Source organism: Actinopolyspora biskrensis (assembly GCF_013408175.1).
Taxonomy (GTDB): domain Bacteria; phylum Actinomycetota; class Actinomycetes; order Mycobacteriales; family Pseudonocardiaceae; genus Actinopolyspora; species Actinopolyspora biskrensis.
The window spans coordinates 115,047-133,389 of sequence record NZ_JACBYW010000009.1 but is presented as its reverse complement, the minus strand read 5'-3'; the positions used below and the strand labels follow the sequence as shown (position 1 = coordinate 133,389).

At 69.3% G+C, this 18,343-nt stretch carries 19 protein-coding genes; 5 read left to right on the top strand and 14 right to left on the bottom strand.

The genetic code is table 11. The features are described from left to right. The first annotated feature begins 271 nt into the window (after positions 1–271). Positions 272–1,522, top strand: coding sequence for a MacS family sensor histidine kinase (macS, locus tag FHR84_RS20365; RefSeq protein WP_179537141.1), 1,251 nt, complete (start codon positions 272–274; stop codon positions 1,520–1,522). After that, positions 1,519–2,196: a response regulator gene (locus FHR84_RS20360; RefSeq protein ID WP_179537140.1), complete on the top strand. Its 678-nt coding sequence runs from the start codon at positions 1,519–1,521 to the stop codon at positions 2,194–2,196. Before macS ends, FHR84_RS20360 begins: the two co-directional genes overlap by 4 nt. 268 nt (positions 2,197–2,464) lie before the next feature. Here the strand turns inward: FHR84_RS20360 and ptsP are convergent, their stop codons facing one another. The 3 genes from ptsP to FHR84_RS20345 all read right to left on the bottom strand — a co-directional run bounded on the left by ptsP (position 2,465) and on the right by FHR84_RS20345 (position 7,733). Continuing rightward, positions 2,465–4,102: a phosphoenolpyruvate--protein phosphotransferase gene (gene ptsP, locus FHR84_RS20355; protein ID WP_179537139.1), complete on the bottom strand. Its 1,638-nt coding sequence runs from the start codon at positions 4,100–4,102 to the stop codon at positions 2,465–2,467. A gap of 922 nt (positions 4,103–5,024) precedes the next feature. After that, positions 5,025–5,390: a glutaredoxin family protein gene (locus FHR84_RS20350; RefSeq protein WP_179537138.1), complete on the bottom strand. Its 366-nt coding sequence runs from the start codon at positions 5,388–5,390 to the stop codon at positions 5,025–5,027. 177 nt (positions 5,391–5,567) lie between these two features. Then, positions 5,568–7,733, bottom strand: coding sequence for an MMPL family transporter (locus FHR84_RS20345; RefSeq protein WP_179537137.1), 2,166 nt, complete (start codon positions 7,731–7,733; stop codon positions 5,568–5,570). A gap of 122 nt (positions 7,734–7,855) precedes the next feature. Here FHR84_RS20345 and FHR84_RS20340 point away from each other — a divergent pair, with 122 nt between their 5' ends. Then, positions 7,856–8,617 (top strand): TetR/AcrR family transcriptional regulator, encoded by a 762-nt coding sequence (locus FHR84_RS20340; protein WP_179537136.1) that lies wholly within the window; start codon positions 7,856–7,858, stop codon positions 8,615–8,617. Between the two features lie 197 nt (positions 8,618–8,814). On the opposite strand, the gene FHR84_RS20335 is transcribed toward FHR84_RS20340, so the two are convergent. The 11 genes from FHR84_RS20335 to FHR84_RS20285 all read right to left on the bottom strand — a co-directional run bounded on the left by FHR84_RS20335 (position 8,815) and on the right by FHR84_RS20285 (position 17,408). Then, the gene (locus FHR84_RS20335) at positions 8,815–9,195 is read right to left on the bottom strand and encodes a hypothetical protein (protein ID WP_218863503.1); all 381 of its coding nucleotides are present in this window, start codon (positions 9,193–9,195) and stop codon (positions 8,815–8,817) included. Positions 9,196–9,258: 63 nt separating this feature from the next. After that, positions 9,259–9,921, bottom strand: a complete 663-nt coding sequence (locus FHR84_RS20330; RefSeq protein ID WP_179537135.1) for a response regulator transcription factor — start codon at positions 9,919–9,921, stop codon at positions 9,259–9,261. Continuing rightward, positions 9,918–11,357 carry a sensor histidine kinase gene (locus FHR84_RS20325; protein WP_179537134.1) on the bottom strand — a complete coding sequence of 480 codons (1,440 nt, stop codon included), beginning with the start codon at positions 11,355–11,357 and terminating at the stop codon, positions 9,918–9,920. Before FHR84_RS20325 ends, FHR84_RS20330 begins: the two co-directional genes overlap by 4 nt. Further along, positions 11,344–11,649, bottom strand: coding sequence for a hypothetical protein (locus FHR84_RS20320; RefSeq protein WP_179537133.1), 306 nt, complete (start codon positions 11,647–11,649; stop codon positions 11,344–11,346). Before FHR84_RS20320 ends, FHR84_RS20325 begins: the two co-directional genes overlap by 14 nt. 132 nt (positions 11,650–11,781) lie before the next feature. Further along, complete coding sequence (locus FHR84_RS20315; RefSeq protein WP_179537132.1) at positions 11,782–12,606, bottom strand: ESX secretion-associated protein EspG; 825 nt, start codon at positions 12,604–12,606, stop codon at positions 11,782–11,784. A gap of 225 nt (positions 12,607–12,831) precedes the next feature. Then, positions 12,832–14,154 carry a hypothetical protein gene (locus FHR84_RS20310; protein WP_246300848.1) on the bottom strand — a complete coding sequence of 441 codons (1,323 nt, stop codon included), beginning with the start codon at positions 14,152–14,154 and terminating at the stop codon, positions 12,832–12,834. A 12-nt stretch (positions 14,155–14,166) separates the two neighbouring features. Further along, positions 14,167–14,781 (bottom strand): DUF3558 domain-containing protein, encoded by a 615-nt coding sequence (locus FHR84_RS20305; RefSeq protein ID WP_179537131.1) that lies wholly within the window; start codon positions 14,779–14,781, stop codon positions 14,167–14,169. 5 nt (positions 14,782–14,786) lie between these two features. Beyond that, on the bottom strand, positions 14,787–15,119 hold the full coding sequence (locus FHR84_RS20300; protein ID WP_179537130.1) for a hypothetical protein: 333 nt from the start codon (positions 15,117–15,119) through the stop codon (positions 14,787–14,789). 336 nt (positions 15,120–15,455) lie between these two features. After that, positions 15,456–16,091: a DUF3558 domain-containing protein gene (locus tag FHR84_RS20295; protein WP_179537129.1), complete on the bottom strand. Its 636-nt coding sequence runs from the start codon at positions 16,089–16,091 to the stop codon at positions 15,456–15,458. Positions 16,092–16,353: 262 nt separating this feature from the next. Beyond that, on the bottom strand, positions 16,354–16,554 hold the full coding sequence (locus FHR84_RS20290; protein WP_179537128.1) for a DUF397 domain-containing protein: 201 nt from the start codon (positions 16,552–16,554) through the stop codon (positions 16,354–16,356). Then, the gene (locus FHR84_RS20285; RefSeq protein WP_179537127.1) at positions 16,551–17,408 is read right to left on the bottom strand and encodes a helix-turn-helix domain-containing protein; all 858 of its coding nucleotides are present in this window, start codon (positions 17,406–17,408) and stop codon (positions 16,551–16,553) included. Before FHR84_RS20285 ends, FHR84_RS20290 begins: the two co-directional genes overlap by 4 nt. A gap of 138 nt (positions 17,409–17,546) precedes the next feature. Here FHR84_RS20285 and FHR84_RS20280 point away from each other — a divergent pair, with 138 nt between their 5' ends. Together FHR84_RS20280 and FHR84_RS20275 are read left to right on the top strand one after the other, a co-directional pair. After that, positions 17,547–17,846 (top strand): HC3 family zinc finger protein, encoded by a 300-nt coding sequence (locus tag FHR84_RS20280; protein ID WP_179537126.1) that lies wholly within the window; start codon positions 17,547–17,549, stop codon positions 17,844–17,846. Further along, the gene (locus FHR84_RS20275; RefSeq protein WP_179537125.1) at positions 17,846–18,295 is read left to right on the top strand and encodes a hypothetical protein; all 450 of its coding nucleotides are present in this window, start codon (positions 17,846–17,848) and stop codon (positions 18,293–18,295) included. The genes FHR84_RS20280 and FHR84_RS20275 overlap by 1 nt, the downstream gene beginning before the upstream one ends. Positions 18,296–18,343: the final 48 nt, after the last annotated feature.

The following is an 18,343-nucleotide window of genomic DNA, read 5'->3' as shown; positions in this document are numbered from 1 at the left end:
GTGAGCCGGTGTTTCCCACCGGACTCGGGAGGTCTCCCGCTCCGTGGACGGCTTCGGCCGTTCCGCGGTTCCCTCCGGCGCTGCGGCAGGATGTCCCGCGGGCTTCCACGAATGCCGCGGCGGCGGAACGGACGGGGGGCGGCAGCCGTCGGAACGGGCGGGCCCCTGGCAAGTCAGCCGGAAAGGATTTCCGAAGTTGGGCAGCGTGGGCAGTCGTCGAACGGACGCGGACGGGCCGGCCGGTGAGTCGTCCCGGAAGGAGGAGTCGGGGTTGTTACGGACGATCGTGGCACGCGGCACCCCGGGGGCCGATTCCGGGAACTCCGCTTCCGAGCGGGGGGAGACGGTCACCGACGGCCGGATTCCGTTGTGGAGGGCGCACAACGGGCTCCGCGTGATAGCACTGCTTTACGCGTTCGTGTGGTTCGTGATCATGTTCCCCGCTTACGAGCGTCCCGCGCTCGGTGTGGTGGTCATGGTGGGGATGGTGTTCTGGACCGCCTTCACGTGCTGGCGCTACAGCAAACCCTCCGGCCGGACCAACTTCCTCGTCGTCGTGGACCAGGTCGTGCCCATGGTGCTGTTCGCGGCGTGCTACCTCGTGCTCACCGAGGAGCAGCTGCGAAGCGGTCAGCCCACCGTGGTCACCATCTGGCACGCTTCGATGGTCACGGCGGCCGCGGTACAGTGGGGAACGTTCAGCGGACTGCTCAGCGGTGCAGTCGCCGCGGGCGCCAACTTCGCCATGCGCGGCTACATCGACCCCAACATGTGGATGGACACGATCCTGCACGTGACCATAGGCGTGCTGCTCGGGCTGGCCTCGGACACTGCGAGGACCTCCACGGAGCGCCTCGCGAAGGCCCTGCGCACCGAGGCGGCCACTGCCGAGCGGGAACGGCTGGCCAGGGACATCCACGACAGCGTGCTCCAGGTGCTCGCGCGGGTGCGCGGGCGCGGACGCGAGCTGGGCGGGGAGGCCGCCGAGCTCGCCGCGCTGGCCGGTGAGCAGGAGACGGCGTTGCGTGCGCTGGTCTCCACCGGTCCGGTCGAGACTTCGACCGGGAGCACGGACCTGGCCGGGCAGCTGCGGGCGCTCGGCAGCGGGCGGGTCAGCGTCTCGGTTCCCGCCACGAAGGTCACTCTTCCCGCGGCCGACGCCTCGGCGCTGTTCTCGGTGGCCAGGGAGGCCCTGCACAACGTCGCGGAGCACGCCGGGCCGCGGGCCCAGGCCTGGGTGCTGCTGGAGGACCTCGGCGACGAGGTGGTGCTCAGCATCCGCGACGACGGCCCGGGCATCCCCGAGGGGCGGTTGGAGCGGGCCGCCTCCGAGGGGAGGATGGGTGTGGCCCAGTCGATCCGTGGTCGTGTGGAGAGTCTGGGTGGGACGATCACCTTGGACACGGCCGAGGGCGAGGGGACCGAGTGGGAGATCCAGGTTCCCCGCTCCGGAGCGGAACGTGGCGATTCCGCGCACAGCGGGGATCGGGCACGTGGGCAGCACGGAGGAGCGACGGCATGACTGGCTCGGGGATTTCGGTGATGGTGGTCGACGACCACCCGATCTGGCGGGACGGTGTCGCACGGGATCTCACCGAACGCGGTTTCGATGTAGGCGCGACCACGGGCGATGCCGTGTCGGCGCTGCGGATAGCGCGAACGGTGCGTCCCGACGTGGTGCTGATGGACCTCAATCTCGGCGACACCTCCGGAGTGGAGGCGACCAGGCAGATCACCCAGGAGATCCCGGGGACCCGGGTCCTGGTGCTCTCGGCCAGCGGGGAGCACGCCGACGTGCTGGAGGCGGTCAAGGCCGGTGCTTCCGGGTACCTGGTCAAGTCGGCCTCGGTGGAGGAGCTGGTGGACGCGGTGCGGCGCACCGCCGTCGGTGACGCCGTGTTCACGGCGGGGCTGGCCGGGCTCGTGCTCGGCGAGTACCGCAGGATGGCCGTCAGCCCCGACGACTCCGCTCCGCAGCCGCCGCAGCTCACCGACAGGGAAACCGACGTGCTCCGCCAGGTCGCCAAGGGGCTGACCGCGCGCCAGATCGCGAACAAGCTGGTGATCTCGCACCGCACCGTCGAGAACCACGTGCAGTCCACGCTGCGCAAGCTCCAGCTGCACAACCGCGTCGAGCTGGCTCGTTACGCGATCGAGCACGGCCTCGACCAGGAGGGCGAGCAGCAGGAGGGCTGATCGACTGAGGTTTTCTGTTCGCCCCTTGATCAGGTAGTCGCTTGGCGGAACCTCTCGCGGCGGCACCGGTGGGCAACGTAGTCGTTCCGGCGCCGAAAGCACCACACCGGCCACCGATACGGCAGGAAAGCGTCAGCGAAGTTTTCCGTTCAGGTTGACCGGGTTCCAGGTCGGTGGTTTCGGCGCTGCCCGCGCCGAAGAGACCCCCACGAAGTTCCGCAGTGGTGGTGCCCGACGACTTCGCGGGGGAAATCGCCGGGCGGTTCGATCACTCCAGCGCGTCGCGGGCGGCGGCGCGCGCCCTCGTCGAGTCCGGGGCCGCCAGTGCGGCCTCGGCGGCGCGTTCGCAGTTCCGCCGAGAGGCTCCGGCCAGCGCGGAGCCCACGGAGGGCACGGCCGTGGCGACCATGGACAGGCTGCTCGCGCCCAGCCCGACGAGTACGCGGCCCAGCAGCGGGTCGGCGGCGGCCTCCCCGCAGACTCCGACGGGTTTGTCCGCGGCGACTCCGGCCTTGCCGATCATTCCGATGAGCCGGAGCAGGGCGGGTTGCCAGGGATCGTTCAGCGCGGCGAGCGCGCCGAGCTGCCGGTCGGCCGCGAAGGTGTACTGGGCCAGGTCGTTCGTTCCGATGCTGACGAAGTCGACGGCCTGGAGCAGTTCGTCGGCGGCCAGCGCCACGGCGGGGACTTCGACCATGACCCCGGCACGGGCGATTCCGGCGGCTCTGGCCCGTTCGGCGAACCACGCGGCTTCCTCGGCCGTGGCCACCATGGGGGCCATGACGGAGACTTCGGCCCCGGAGTCCCGCGCCGCCCCGGCGACTGCCTCCAGCTGGCGGTCCAGCACGTCCGCGCGGTCGAAGGCGATCCGCAGTCCGCGGACCCCGAGCGCCGGGTTCGGTTCGGTTCCGGTGTCGAGGAATCCGAGCGGTTTGTCGGCGCCCGCGTCCAGGGTGCGCACGATCACGGGCTTGCCCGCGAACGGTTCGAGGACCTCCGCGTACGCCGCGCGCTGTGTCGCCACGTCCGGCTCGTCCGAGACCGCCAGATAGCAGAACTCGGTGCGGAACAGCCCCACGCCCTCGGCTCCGGAGGCCACCGCGGCCGCGGCGTCGGTGGCCGCGCCGACGTTTGCGAGGATCTTGATGCGGTGGCCGTCCGAGGTGCTTCCGGTTCCCGTCCAGTTCTCTCCGCCGCCGCGTTCGGGGGCGCGTACCGCGATCCGTTCCTCGGACAGTCCCAGGGTTCCGGCGTCGCCGTCCACTTCGGCCGCGATGGCCGAGGTCTCGGCCAGCGACCCGCGCACGGCCACCACGGCCGGTATTCCCAGGGAGCGGGCGAGGATGGCCGTGTGGCTGGTCGGCCCGCCTTCCTCGGTGACCAGGGCCAGCACCAGTTCCGGGTCGAGGTCGGCGGTGTCGGCGGGGGCGAGGTCGCGGGCCAGCAGCACGCTCGGTTCCGCCAGGGGCGGGACGCCGGGAGGGTGCACTCCGAGCAGTTCGGCGATGATCCGGTCGCGCACGTCGTGGACGTCGCGCACTCGTTCGGCCAGGTAGCCGCCGGTGGCGCGCAGCGATTCGGCGAACTCCTCCGCGGCTTCCAGCACGGCGCGCGCGGCGGGCAGCGAGTTCTGGCGGACGAGTTGTTCGGCGCGGGAACTCAGCGACGGGTCCATGGCCATGGCCGCCGTGGTTTCCAGTACCGCTTTCGCGTCCCCCTCTACTCCCGCGGCGCGGGCGAACAGGCCGTTGGCCACGGTTTCGGCCGCCGGGCCGATCCGGGCCGCTTCGGCATCGTGGTTCTCGACCGCCGGGGTGGCGGTCGGTTCGGGCAGGGGTTCGGCCACCCGCACGAGGGGCCCGGCGGCCTGCCCGCCGCTGACGCCGACACCACTCAATCGCAACATGGTCTAGACCATACCTTTCGTACCGGAGTCACCGCGATGCCCAGCGTCCGCTCCGAAACACCGTCGCACCACCGACACCGAAGAACAAGCGGACACATCGTGCCCCGGAGATCGCCGGCAGCAACCGAAGTGCCCGCGCGGATCCGGGCGCGCACTCGCCCCGCGGGTCCGGTAGCCGGGCAAGCGGTGAAGCCGCTTTCACCCACCTGCCAGGGCAAACCGAGCCGCCGGCCCGCTGATCCCGGGGTTCCTACTTCACTCTTCCGGCCCAGCGGTTCTCCGACAATAGGTAACTCCTGAGTAGCAGCACGGATCCGCCTCCCCTGTTCCGACCAGCAGGCTGGAGGCATGACACAACGAAACGTGAGGGCTCCCCGCAGCACCCGTCCGGCACAACCGTCCGCCTCGAACCCGCGGATCGTGCTCGGTGAACCGGTCGACACCAGCGCGATACCTCCGGAACGGATCCCGGAGGCGGGGACGGGAACCCGTACCGGCTCGGCCGAGGACTCCCCGCCCCGAAGAACCCGGAAAAGACCCCCGACGCGGTCGTGCCGCCGCGGATCACCGCGAACCCCGCGCCCGGCGGGACGGTGCTCCACAGCGGCCCGGGTCTGACCCGGACGTGACCGGGTGAACTTTTCACCCGATCATCCGATTTCTGCAGCGGTATCCGCCCGAATACACCCCCAATCGGGGGTCATTCGGAGCAAAACCGCATCCTTTTCGGGTTCTTACGCGTCACACTGGGACAGTTGCTGCTCGTCGATATCGCGCCATCGACGATCACAACCGCTGGGGTCGGTCGTAATGCCCCCCGTACGGCTGACCCCAGCCCCTCGAACCTCCTGCCGCGCGGGCACCCGCGGTGAGAGCCCGCGAGAGGTTCCGCTCATCAGAACCACCTACGGCAGCCGAGAAGTCACGACTCGTTCCGCCGCAGCCCGAGGGCCTTCAGCGTCCCGTCCACCAGCCCGGGCTCGCTCGCGGGCAACGCCGCGGGCGCGTGTTCGGAGGCTGCCTCGCGCACCGCTTCGGCGGAGGGGTTGACCGCCGACCACGAGCCGATCACCACGGTGGGTACCGTCTCGTTGCCCGCGGCCAGCGAGCGCACGGTCGCTGCGGCCTGCTCGTCCTCCCAGATGTCGACCTCGTCGAAACGGACGCCGTGCTTGCGCAGCCCGGCGCGCAGGGTCGTGCAGAACGGGCAGCCGGGTCGGCTGTAAACGAGCACGCCCGCGTTCTCCCGTTCGGCGGCGCCTTCCCGATTGGACTGTTCCGCGGTCATGGGGTTACCTCCGACATCTCTCGAATCCGTGAGTCTCGCACAGCGGCCCGCCCCGACGGTCCGCGAGGCCGCGCGAACGCGCCCGCTCGGCGGGACCGAACCGGCGGGCTCACGGACGACGCGTCCCGCCACCCCGAGCATGCGCGTCGCCTCCGCTCCTGGAAACCCCAAACGGGATCAGCGCGTCGACTGCAGCCGGTGCTGCTCGGGGGCGGCTCCGGAGTCGTCGTCCGAAGCGCCGGTCCGCCGCCTCCGCCGCAACGCGCTCGGCGCCCACCACGAGGCGTCGCCGAACAGCCGCAGCAGCGCGGGGACGAGGATCATCCGCACCACGGTGGCGTCCAGGACCAGGGCGACGATCATCCCCACGCCGATGAACCGCATCATCGCCACGCTGGAGAAGGCGAAGGCTCCCGTCACCACGATCAGCAGCAGGGCCGCCGCTGTGATCATCCTGCCCGTGCGGGCCAGCCCGTCGCGCACCGCGTCCGGGGTTTCGGCCCCCGCCTCGCGCGCCTCGACCATCCTGGACAGCAGGAACACCTCGTAGTCGGTGGACAGCCCGAACACGACCGAGGCCATCAGCACCACGATGCCCACCGACAACGGCGCCGGGGTCACGTTGAGCGGCCCGGCCCCGTGGCCGTCGACGAATATCCAGGTCAGCACGCCGAAAGTGGCCGAAAGGCTCAGCACGCTGAGCACGACGGCCTTGATCGGCAGCACCACCGAGCCGAAGGCGAAGAACATCAGCACCAGCGTGGCCCCGACCAGCAGGGCCGCCACCCAGGGCAACATGTCGACGGTGTCGCGCAGGCTGTCCAGGTTCAGCGCGGTCATCCCCCCGACGAGCACCTCGCTCTCCCCCGGAGAGCTCAGCGAGCGGATCTCGTCCACCGCGTCGTTGGCGCGCTCGCCGAACGGCTCGGCGTCCAGACCCGCTTCGAGCACGACGACGCCCTCTCCGCTGCCCACCGGCCGGACCTCGCCGATGCCGGGAACCTCGGAGACCCGCTGCGAGTAGCGGCTCAGCTCCGGCTGAGAGGGCGGGGTCTGCCCGCCGTCCACGACCATCCGGACGTTGTCGCCACTCATCGCGGGGAATTCCGCGCGGAGCTTCTCGATGCCCTGCCGGGCCGGGTCGTCGTTCGGCAGCACGCGCTCGTCCGGGGTGCCGAACTTGGTCCCGAGGAAGGGCGCGCCGAGCAGCAGCAGGACGGCGATGATCGGCAATGCCGTGAGCAGCGGGCGTTTCATGACCGCCGAGGCGAAGCGGTACCACCCGCGGGCGGGGGCGCTTCCGGCTTCCCGTCGCCTCCCGCGCCACGGCACCGCCAGTTTGTCCACGCGGTGCCCGAGCATCCCGAGGATCGCGGGCAGCACGGTCAGGGAGATCACCGCGGCCAGCGCCACCGAGGACATGCCGCCGTAGGCCAGCGAGCGCAGGAAGCTCTGCGGGAAGAGCAGCAGGCTGGCCAGCGCGATCACCAGCAGGGTCGCGGAGAACACGACGGTGCGGCCCGCGGTGCTGACACCGCGCCGGACCGCCTGTCCGGTCTCGGCGCCCGCCGCGAGCTCCTCCCGGAAACGTCCGACCATGAACAGGCCGTAGTCGATGGCCAGGCCGAGTCCGAGCAGGCTGGCCACGTTGACCGCGAAGGTGTTGACCTCGGTCAGCAGCGAGATCAGGTGCAGCAGTCCCAGCGAGCCGAACACGGCGGCCCCGCCGACCAGCACCGGCAGCGCGGCGGCGACCGCGCCGCCAAAGATGATCACCAGCAGTACCAGCACCACGGGAAGCGAGACGGCCTCGGCCATGGCCAGGTCCTGTTTGGAGTGCTGGTTCATCGAGGCCTGCATCGGCACGTCCCCGGCCACGTCCGTGTCCGCGCCCGCGACGTCGAGCCGGTCGGCGATGCGTTCGTAGGAGGCCGTTTTGCCGCTTTCTTCCCCGGAGAGGTCTATGGTGGCCAGACCTACCGTTTCGTCGTCGCTCGCCAGGGCGGGAGTGGGGGTGGACCAGTACGAGGTGACCTCGTCGACCGCGGAGTCCGGCAGCGCCGCGAGCCTGTCCCGGATCCGGCTGCCCAGTTCAGGGTCGTCGATGCTCGCGCCGTCGCCGACGTCGTAGAGCACGACCACGTCGCCGCCCGTGGAACCGAGGGCTCCGTCGGCGACCTCCTGGGCTTCGGCCGCTTCGCTGTTCGGCGATTCGTAGCCGCCCTGCCCGAGGCGGTCGAACACTCCGAGCCCCCAGATTCCGCCCGCCACGACGACGAGCAGCACCGTGAGCAGCACGGGAAGTCGATGTCGGTAAGCGAGGGATCCCCAGGAAGAGAACACGCGGACCTCCGGCGACGTGATGGGGGCCGTACAGTGGCTGCGGCCACCGATCCCGAGTTAACGGCGTTTACTTCGCCCACTGTAACGACAACTGCCGTTACGAGCACCCGATGGAGTGACCCATGAACGAAGTCACTCGGCGTGAACAGTCCCGAGCCGCCACGGAGCTCGACATCCGCAGGCAGGCGCGCGAGCTGTTGGTCCGGGAGGGACAGGAAGCGGTGACCCTGCGCGCCATCGCGCGGGAGCTGGGCATCACGGCCCCGGCCCTGTACCGCTACTACGCCTCCCGTGAGGAGCTGCTCTCGCGGATCCGCGAGGACATCTGCGGCGACCTGTCCGCGGAGTTGACCGCGGCCATGCCCACGGAGCAGGGCCACCTGAGCAAGGTTTTCGCCGTGTGCCGGGGTTTTCGGTGGTGGGCGCTGGCCCACCCGCGCGAGTTCGCCCTCGTGTTCGCCACCCCCGCGGCCAAGGGCACGCGGAAGCGGGGCGGCCCCGAGCGGCAGGGCGGTGGCGGCACTGCCCACGAGCAGGAGATGCCCCGCCGCGATGAGCTGGGCAGTGTCTTCCTCAAGGTGGCCGGCCCACTGATGGCCGAGGGGGTGGCCGAGTCGCCGCCCGCGCACATCCCCGAAGAGCTGCGGGACGGGTTGGGGGACAGCAGGCGCGATCTCGCCGAGGCCTTCGAGGCCGAGGGCATCGACATGCCGCGGGAGGCGCTCAGCGCCGAGGCCGTCTACCTGCTGCTGCGCTGGTGGGCTCGGTTGTACGGGCAGGTGGCGCTGGAGGTGTTCGACCAGTTCCCCTTCGACGTCAGCCAGGCCGGCCGGCTGTTCGAGTCGATGCTGGTCGAGCTGGCAGGGGAGTCCGGACTGAGCTGACGAGGTAGGACTTGGTCCGTCCCTTCGCCCGGCGGTGCGGGGAACCTCTCGCGGGCTCTCGCTGCGGGGTGCCACGACACCGGACAGCGCGGCGAGCTGCTTGCTCGGGTGTTCCGCGCCGGCGACTCCCCGGAGCGCCGCGCGTGGCGCTCCGGGGAAACCGGTGTCACACCGTCCCGACAGCGATAACGAGCGGATCAGTCATCGCGGCCGTCATCTCCGTCGTCCCCGTCCTCCCGGTCGTCGTCCTTGTCGTCGTCGCGGTCGCCGTCCCGGTCGTCGTGATCGTCATCGGTCCCGACGCGACCGTCGTCCCGGTCATCCCGGTCGTCCCGACGATCGTCCCGGTCGTCCCGGCGGTCATCGCGATCCTCGCGGGCGTCATCCCGGTCGTCGTCCCTGGTGACAGCGCCGTTCTGCCCGCCGGAGGGTTGCGGTGCGTTCGACGCGCCCTCACCGGCGAGGGCCAGCCCCGCACCACCGAGTCCCAGCGCGCTCGTCACCGCGGCCACGATCCAAATCCGCTTCTTGTTGCGCAAGGTCTTCCCCTTCTCTTCCGTGCTTGCGCCGACAACCACGAGACTCCGCCGCGGATCTGAGGGAGGACTGAAACCGACATGAAAGGGTCTTCACCCGGTTGATCACCTCCCGAGCCGGTAGCCCATCCCGCGGACGGTGCCGATGCGCTCGGCTCCGATCTTGCGGCGCAGCGCCCGCACGTACACGTCCACGATGTTCGAACCGGGGTCGAAGTCGTACCCCCACACGTGCGACAGGATCTGCTCCCGCGAGAGCACCTGGCCCGGATGCCGCAGAAACAGCTCCAGCATCGCGAACTCGCGCGCCGTGAGGTCCACCGTGGTGTCCGCGATCCGGGCGCGCCGGGAGCGCAGGTCCAGGGAGAGCTCCCCGTTGCTCAGCGCGGTCGTCTCGGGAGCGCCGTCCGAGGATCGCAGCCGCAACCGGACCCGCGCCAGCAGCTCCTCGAACCGGAACGGCTTGGTCATGTAGTCGTCGGCACCGCCCTCCAGCCCCGCGACGGTGTCGTGCACCGTGTCCCTGGCGGTCAGGATGACCACCGGGATGTTGACGCGCTGGTCCCGCATCCTGCGCAGCACGACGAATCCGTCCTGGTCGGGTAACCGGAGGTCGAGCACGATCAGGTCGAAGTCACCGGTGATCGCGTAGTGCAGCGCGCTCTGCCCGTCGCCGACCACCGTGGCGGCGAAACCGTTGGCGGAGAGCCCCTTCTCGATGAACCGCGCGATGCGGTCCTCGTCCTCGACGATCAGGATCTTGCTCATGAACAGGGCTCCTCACTGCGTTCGTCCGGGACCGGAACGGGGATCTCGATCTCGAAAGTCGCCCCGCCCTCCGAACGCACCCGCACCTGCCCGTGATGGGCGTCGACGATGGCGCGCACTATGGACAGTCCGAGTCCGGCACCACCGCGGCGCTCGTTGCCGTGCGCGAAACGTTCGAAGATCCGGGCTAGCTGTGCCGGGTCGATTCCTGGACCGTTGTCGCTGACCCACAGCGTCAGCCTGCCCTCGGTCAGCGCGCAGCCCAGCCGTATCTCGGAGCCCTTCCCGGTGTGTTGGACGGCGTTCTGCGCCAGCTGCACCACGGCCTGGGTAAGCCGCTGCGGGTCAACGGGCACCTCCCCGTCGGCGATGTGCTCCAGGATCCAGCGCCGGTCGCCCAGGGTCCGGACCTTGGCGTCGATGTCGCTGATCAGTTCGAGCACGGAGGTCCGCTCCGGGGTGACGAAGTCCGGCCGGTCCACTTTGGCCAGCACAAGCAGGTCCTCCACGATCCGGCCCATCCGGTCCAGCTCGTCGGTGCACAGCCGCACGACCTCGTCGCGCTCCTCGGGGTCCGGACCGAGCAGCTCCAGGTTGCCGCGCACGATGGTGATCGGGGTCCGCAGCTCGTGGCTGGCGTCGTCGACGAACTCCCGCTGGGCGGCGAACGCCTCCTGCAGGCGGTCCAGCATCCCGTTGAACTGCTCGGCCAGCGCGGCGATGTCGTCGCGCCCCTCGACGGGGATGCGCTGCGTCAGGTCCCGTTCGCCTATCTCGGCCGCGGTCCGCCGCACCTGGCGCACCGGGGCGAGGATCGCTCCGGCGACGAGCCAGGCCGCCACGGCGGCCATTACGACCCCGATACCGCTGACCAGCACCAGCGTCCGGACGATCCGGTCGACCTGCGCGGTGTCCTCGCTGGTGAACCGGGCGACGACGAACCAGGCCCGCTGTTCGCCGCCGGTCACGGCCCGTACCCGTGCCCAGCGCATCGGACCGGCCTCGGTTCGTTCCATCCCGGAGGTCCCGGGGCTCGTGGTGATCCGCCGCAGCAGCGCCGGGTCCCCCACGATGCGTTTGATCCCGTCGTCCTGGGCCTGAGGCAGCGATCGCGGGCCGTCCGGCCCCCGCCACACCCCGATCAGCGCTTCCGAGGTGTCCGGGTACTGGTTGCTCAGATAGGACCGGAACAGCTTCTCCGGTTCGGTGGAGGACCCCGCCGAGGGGGTGCCTTCCGCGGCGAACCTGGCGAACTCGCCGACCTCCTGCTCCAGGGAGGTCGTCACCCGGTCGGTGGCCTGGTTGTGCAGGTGTTGGCGCACCAGCAGCACGACGGTGCCGAGCACCACCACGAGCACCAGCAGCAGCCACGCCATGATCCGCACCCGGGCGGGCGCGCGGGTGCCGCGTGGCCGTGCCGGGTCACTCCTCGTCATCGTCGCGATCGTCGTCGGGGGCGGGCGGACCGAGTCCGTCCTCGTCGTCGCGATCGTCGTCCTCCGGTGGCGCGGGTGCCCGCGACGGGGGTTTCGAGGTGTTCGGGGAGGCCGGGGAGCGCTGGGGGCTCGGCGGGGGCGGCGGTGTTTCCGTGGAGGTGTGGACGACGCGGACCCGCTCCGGCACCTCGGGCTGCCGGGGGGCGCTGCTCAGCGCGTAGACGCCGAGCACTGCCACGGCCGGCAGCACGAGGGCCGTCACCAGCAGGGCGGTCCGTAATGTCGATCTCATGTTCCACCACCCTGGACCGGTGCGGGCCGACTCGGGATGAAACGGAGATGAAAGTCTTTTAATCCCCGTGGAGTGGCTCTGTCGGATGGGCGTCGTCGCCCCGCCGGGTCGGCACCGCCTCGGCGGTGGTTCCTACCGTTGCATGGAGGCGCGCAGCTGCTGGATCATCTCGTCGATCTTGGCCGATATCTTGCGCCCGTCGGCGGGGGCCATGGTGTACCACTCGCGGCCGTCGCCCCCGGGTTTGCGCTGGGTCATGTAGGAGCCGTCCTCGGTGGTGAGCACCTGCAGGCCGAACGGCAGCGTGTGCGTCCGGCGCACCCGCTGGTCGTAGAGGCGGACGGTGATCAGGGCTTCCATGCTGCGCTTCGCGCTGATCGCCTTGCCGAGCACCTGAGCGTCCTCCCGGCGCACCCCGGAGGCGGCCAGGGCGGTCAGCGCGCTGCCGCTCGGGTCGGCGGACATGCGGTCGCCCGCGTTCTGCAGCAGCTCCGTGGGCAGGCTGGCCGAGCCGCCGGGGGCGAGTCTGAGCTCGCCGAGCAGGTTGACCGCGTTGCCGGTCACGCCGCCCTGGTCGTGCCGGGTGAGCACGATGTCGTGCAGTGTCTCGTTGTCCTCCCCGTCGGCCTGGTAGGCCTGGAAGGTGTTGCGCCCCTGTTCGACCAGCACGGCGTTGAAGTTCTCGCGCCTGTGGTCGAGCACCGCGACCCCGAGCGCCAGCGGCGGGTGCGCCAGCAGGTGCCAGGCGTCGTCCAGGAAGGGGTGCACCTCGTCGGTGTCGATCACCCCCTGCTGTTGGAGTTCGCGTCGCCCCTGGTCACTGGCTTCGCGTCGCTGCTGCTCGTCCGGCTCGCCGGGCAGCGTCCCGATGCGCAGCATCGGGTGCGGGCGCATGTCGTAGCGCTCGCACAGGTAGGCCGCTGCCACCGGGCTGATCGAGATCTGGTTGCGCGCCATCACTTTCCGCTTTTTCCGCTTGTTCCTGCCGCGGGGGTGGCGAGCGGCCGTGCCGTGGGGGCCGTGCTCGGCCGCTCGCGGTACCGGTGCTCGGCAGTTCTTCCTCCGGTGTCGTCCGCCCCGGCCGTTCGAAGTAGGCCTTCGGCGCGGCCGCGCCGAAGCATCCACCCCAGCAACTCGCACCGCCGAGTGACCGCCTAGGACAACCGAGCCGACGACCTCACGTCAGTTGCCTTGTTCGTAGGGGGTCTCCCCGATGACGGGCGGGGCGACGCGTTGCATGTCGTTGGTGAACACGTCCTCGGTCTCCATCAGCCAGCTGGGACGCTCGTGTTCCTCCTCCTCGCCGCCCTGCTGGGCTCCGCCACCGCCCGCGCCGCGCATCATGCCGCCGCCACGGCCGCCGGCCGCGCCGCCTCCGCCCGCAGTGGTGGGGGTGGTGCCGCCGCCCTTGGAGCCGGAGGAGCCGGTGCCGGAGCGTCCGCCGGGGGCCAGTTCCGAGCTGCCGCTGCCGCGCGGGCCGAAGCCGCCGCCCGCACGTCCGCCCGCTCCCGCGCCGGCACCGCCGCGCGGGGCCGCGCCGCCACCGCGAGCACCGCCGCCCGCGCCTCCGGGAGGGCCTTGCGGGGAGGGGGCCCAGCGCCCGTTGTAGGGGTTCTGCCGCTGCCAGTTGCCGTCGGAGCCCTGGCGGTAGAGGGTGCCGTCCGGGCCGCGCACCGTGCCCGGCGGGGTGGACCAGGCGGAGCCGGTTCCTGCTGGTGTCGCCGCCGCGTTCGAGCCCGAGGGGGCGTAGGAGCCGCCTGCCACGACGCCGCCCGCGCCCACACCGGCTCCCGCCCCGGCTCCGCTCGGGGCGGAGGCCCAGGCCGAGCTGGTTCCGGCCGAGCCGGAACCGCTGCCGTAGGAGGTGCCGTCCATGATCCCGCCCGCGCCGCGGCCGTAGCCGCCCTGGTCGTTGCCGGTGCGGCCGGAGTCGTCCGGCGGTTTGAACTCGGGGACGGACTGGGTGGTGCTGGCGGTCTGCGCGTTGTAGCGGCTCATCGCCTGCTGGGCCTCGTCGTTGGTGGCCTGGAACCGCGCCTGCTTGTCCTCGTAGTCGCTGGTCCAGCCCAGGCCGGGGAAGTCGTCCACCCCGTTGCGCTCGGCCCAGTTCTTGTCGGGCGGCTCCATCTGCGCCTGACGCCCGTCCGAGAGCTTGCCGCCCTCGATGGGGAGAGAGTAGAAGGTACCGTGCTGGTTCTGGTTCTGCTCGGCCAGCTTTCCGCTTACTTCTTCGGCCGTCTTCGCGGCGTTCTCGGCGATCGGCTTGATCTCGGCGATCGACGCGTTGGCGGCCTCGGCGGCCCGGCCGGTGTGGGCCTCTTCGGCCTTCTTCAGCGCGGTTCCGATTTCATCGATAAGGTCTCGGAACACGCCCGCCGAGTTGCTCACCTGCTCAGCACCCTCTTTAAGCGGCGAAGGCAGGTTCGCCGCGTCGGAGGAACCGGCCATGTTCGCGCGGAGCTGCAGCGCCTGGCTTATGTAGCACATCTGCGGAGCAGAAGACATTACCCCCACCTCTCACTTCGCCGCGGGCCACGACGAGACCGACAGCTTCAGAGCCTTCTTCGCCTGCGCACAGGGATCGACCTTGCCCGTGTCTTCAGCATTGAGAGTCGAATGTGACTGAACAACCTGATCCTGCTTCGGAGCCAAGAAGATATTGCAACTCCCCGCGCTCATCGGATCATCCTTGTTAGCACGGACAGCAGGATACCCGGAAATATTCAACTTATTGAAATCGTAGAAAGAATCAGGGTTGTCGTAGTACTGCTGGATCGACCGACCGTCGGACACCGCAAAAGAGTTCTTGGTCGCACCACCGTCCGGACTCTCCCAATAACAGGCATCAGAAGCTTCCGGATTGGTCATGCTGGACTCTTTTTCGCCTTGCTCCTTGAACCCAAGTTGGGAAGCTACCTCAACAGGCAACAGGCTGCACACATCGGCAGCCGCAGCATCCTTCGGGTTGGTGATCTCCGCCCCCGAGGAGGACTGCGAATCAGAGGTGCCTGTGGACTGGTCCTCGATCGACGGCGATTCGGCCCCGGAACCGCCGCACGCCGTCAACACAGCGCTCAACACGACACCACCCACGACGATGGCGCTACGACGAAATCCACTGCTGAAGGTCATGACGGTCAGCTCTGCCTTTCGGTGTCCCGGGTCGCGGCGTCCGCGTTGTCCTCGGCCTTGTCGTACTCCCCCAGGACCGCTTTGTACGAGTCGATCTTCCCCTGAAGCCTCTCTCTTATATCGTTAGCCGCACTCGTGAGTGATCCTTCGGGACCATTGATACGTTGCTCGAACACCTCACGCGCCTGGCCGGTAGTCTCGTCCTTGGCCGTGAGCTCACCCGGGGCCGCATTTCCCATCTCCCGAGATAACTTGGCAGCCTTGTCACGAGTGTCTTCGAGTTGCCCGATGGCCTTGCTCAGGCCCTCCTTGTCAACAGCGAACCCGTCCTGGGTCACGTCGTACCTCCCCCACGCAGGTCGTGGTCCGAAACCGAGCCACATCCTGCCCGATCACCACGCCCGGCGTCAGCGGAATCAGCCCGTCCGCACTATGACGATCGACACCCTAACGTGGTGCCCGAGTCACCTTCCGATCACTCGAACGGAGCAACCACCAGCTCACCCGGGCACACCGCGCACACGGTCAGCACGATCGAGCGCGACCACCTTCCCCACCCCGGTTCACTAAGGCCGATCAGGTCACGCGTCCCAGCGTCGAGTCCGCCGCTCCGAGGTGGACAGCTGTACGCACGGCACGCCTCCGCTCCACGGCTCAACCCGCCCCCTCGGGGCTCACTTCGCCGCGGGCCACGACGACACCGACAGCCGCAGAACCTTCTTCGACAGCTCGCACGGATCCACCTCGCCGATGTCATCGGGACTCACCCGCGTGTAGGACTCGACGGTCTGGTTCTCCTGAGTCGCCATGAGGATGTTGCAGCGCCCCCACTTCATCGGATCCAGCTGGTTGATCCGTACGGCGTGATATCCGGCGATCTTCAACTTCGCCGGGTTGTCGTACTCGGTGGGTCGGCCGTAGTACTGCTCGATCGAGTGCTCGTCGGACACCACGATCACGTTCTTGGTCCCGTCGTGGTCCTGGCTCCTCCGAGAGCAGGAGTCGGGGTCCTCCGGCGTGAATCCGTCGGAGAGCTTTCGACCTTCGAGCTCGAGGCCGAACCTCGCCGCGACCTCCTCGGGAACGAGATGGCACACGTATTCGGCTCTCGCGTCCTTCGGATCAGCGACCGTCACATCCGAGTAGGGGATCACAGTGGACATGTCCTTGTACTCGCGTCCGCTCGTTTCATCCTCGTACACGCTCGACACATCGGAGCGCACCGCCGTAGCGATGCTGAGAACCACGCCGCTCAGCATCACGCCGCCCACGACGACGGCGCTGAGACGGAATCCGCGCTTGAAGTCCACGACGGGTCAGCTCTGCCTTTCGGTGTCCGGGGAGCGGCCTACGCGCTGTCCGCGGCCTCGGCAACGAACCCGCCCACGAGCACTCCGCACCTCGCCCACGCGGGCCGCGATCCGAAACCGGACAGCATCCTGCCCGTTCACTCCACCCGGTGTCAGCGGAACCGACGCATCACCGCCGTGAAACCCCGCACCCCGGCGTGGCGAACAGGCCGCGCTCCGAGCGCTCAACCAACGAGCACAGTGGACGGAACAGCCGTGGTCCTCACCCGCGGTCGCAGCCGCCGTCCTTGACCCGTCCCACGAAGGCCGACCAGACCTCCGGCGCGAGCACCAGAGTGCCACCACGCCGATCCTTGGTGTCCCGCACACCGACCGCACCGGTGGTCAACGCGACCTCGACGCAGTGGCCGGTGTCGTTGGTTCGGCTGGAAGTGCGCCATAAGCACGCGGGGAAGTCACTCATCGCAGTTCCTTTCTCTTGCCGTCGAGCAGAGTACGTGACTGCTCGGGCGTAAGCGCCAGAGTTCGCAGGTGGTCCATGATCTCCGTGTGCTGGTCCACTTCGGCCTGCTTGTCGAACCAGATCGTTTTGACGCGGGTCTCGAAGCACACCAGGCCTGGATCATCGGGGATCGGCACGTGGATGATCGTGAATGGCGCGGTCAGCGCCGGGTGCGGCCCCAGCGAGGTGGGGCACACCTGCAGCTGCACGTTGTCGAGATCGCCCAGTTCCAGCAGGTGCCCGAGTTGATCGACCATGACTTCGGACGAGCCGACGGGGCGATCCAAGGCTTGTTCCTCGATGATCATCCACGCTCGAACGGGGTGGTCGGCCCGAGTCAGGATGTCCTGACGCCGAGTTCGCAGCTCGATCTTCTGCTCCATGTTGCTGTCCGAGCGCTGCCTTCCCCGGATCACGTGACGAGCGTAGTCGTAGGTCTGCAACAGTCCGGGAACCAGCCGTGACTCGTAGCCTTCGATCTTGGAAGCCCCACGTTCCAGTCCCAGGTAGTCCTCGTAACCGATGGGATCAGCAGTGAGATCGATGTGCTCCCATCCTGCCCTGTCGCCCTTCGCTTCCCCCAGCAGGGCGAGGTACTGCTCGGTTTCTTCCTCGCGTCCGTAGATGCGAAGGAGCTTCTCCAGGAACTCTGGTTTGGGAAGGTTGCGCTGCCCTTCGATGTTGGCTATCCGTCCCTCCGAAGAGGACATCAGACGCGCTACATGTGCCTGTGACCAGCCGAGATCCAGACGTATTCGTGTAAGCCCAAAAGCTATTCGTCGTTTCGACACCCGGGGACTTCCAGTAAATCCCATGGATCCTCCTTGCCGCCCTTGCCGCTCAGCAGCGTACGCAACGCCCGATCAGGTGAAGCAGCTTGTATTCCTCACAAAATAGGGATCATGCTTATTTGTGAAGGTCACAAAGTATGGATCACATAAGGAGCGATCACCATGCTCGAGGTGCCGTTGGACGGGTTCGAGTGGCCGGGCCCGGTGGTGTGGTGGAACCCGGTCGACGGGTTCCGGCACGCCTTCGACGCCGGGCAGCGCACCCGTCCCGGCCAAAACCGCGAAACCCTGTGCGGCAGCAACGTCGTCCTGATCGACCCGAGCGAGCTGGACTGGTTGCTGCCCACCTGCGACATCTGCATGAGCGCGGCCGTCGAACGCGGCCGCACCAAGGAGGAACGCCTGGCCGAAACCCGCCGCAGGCTGCGGGAACGCTTCGGCCGCAGCGGGGAGGTGTTCTGATGCACCCGCTGGCCCTGCTCGACGAACCCGCCGGACTGCTGCCCGTCCTCGGCACCGTGCTGGCCCTGGCACTGGGCAGCGTGCTGGCCCCGCTGCGCGGCGGGCACGGTCAGCACGCCGGAGCCGGACCCGGCGCCCTCACCGTGCACACCCTGACCGCCGAACCCACCGGCACGACCCCGCCGCACCGGACCGGCCCACCGGCACGCGCACCGGTCCGCGCGCCCGACCCGGTCCACTGGCCGACCACCGACCCCGACCAGCCGCACCGACCGAACCCCGCGGGCACCGCCGGCCAGCTACGCCACGCCCTCGCCCACGGCCCCAGCCTCGCCGAACAAGACCTCGCCGCCCTGCTCGGCATCGACGCCCACCCCGACAGCTACGCCCCGGAGCCCGGATACATCGGCCGCCACCGCCTGAACAGCGCGTCGGGTCAGTTTGCTTGAGCGCCGAAAAGCGGCTCCGCCGCTTGGGACACCCCTTCCTGGCGGTAC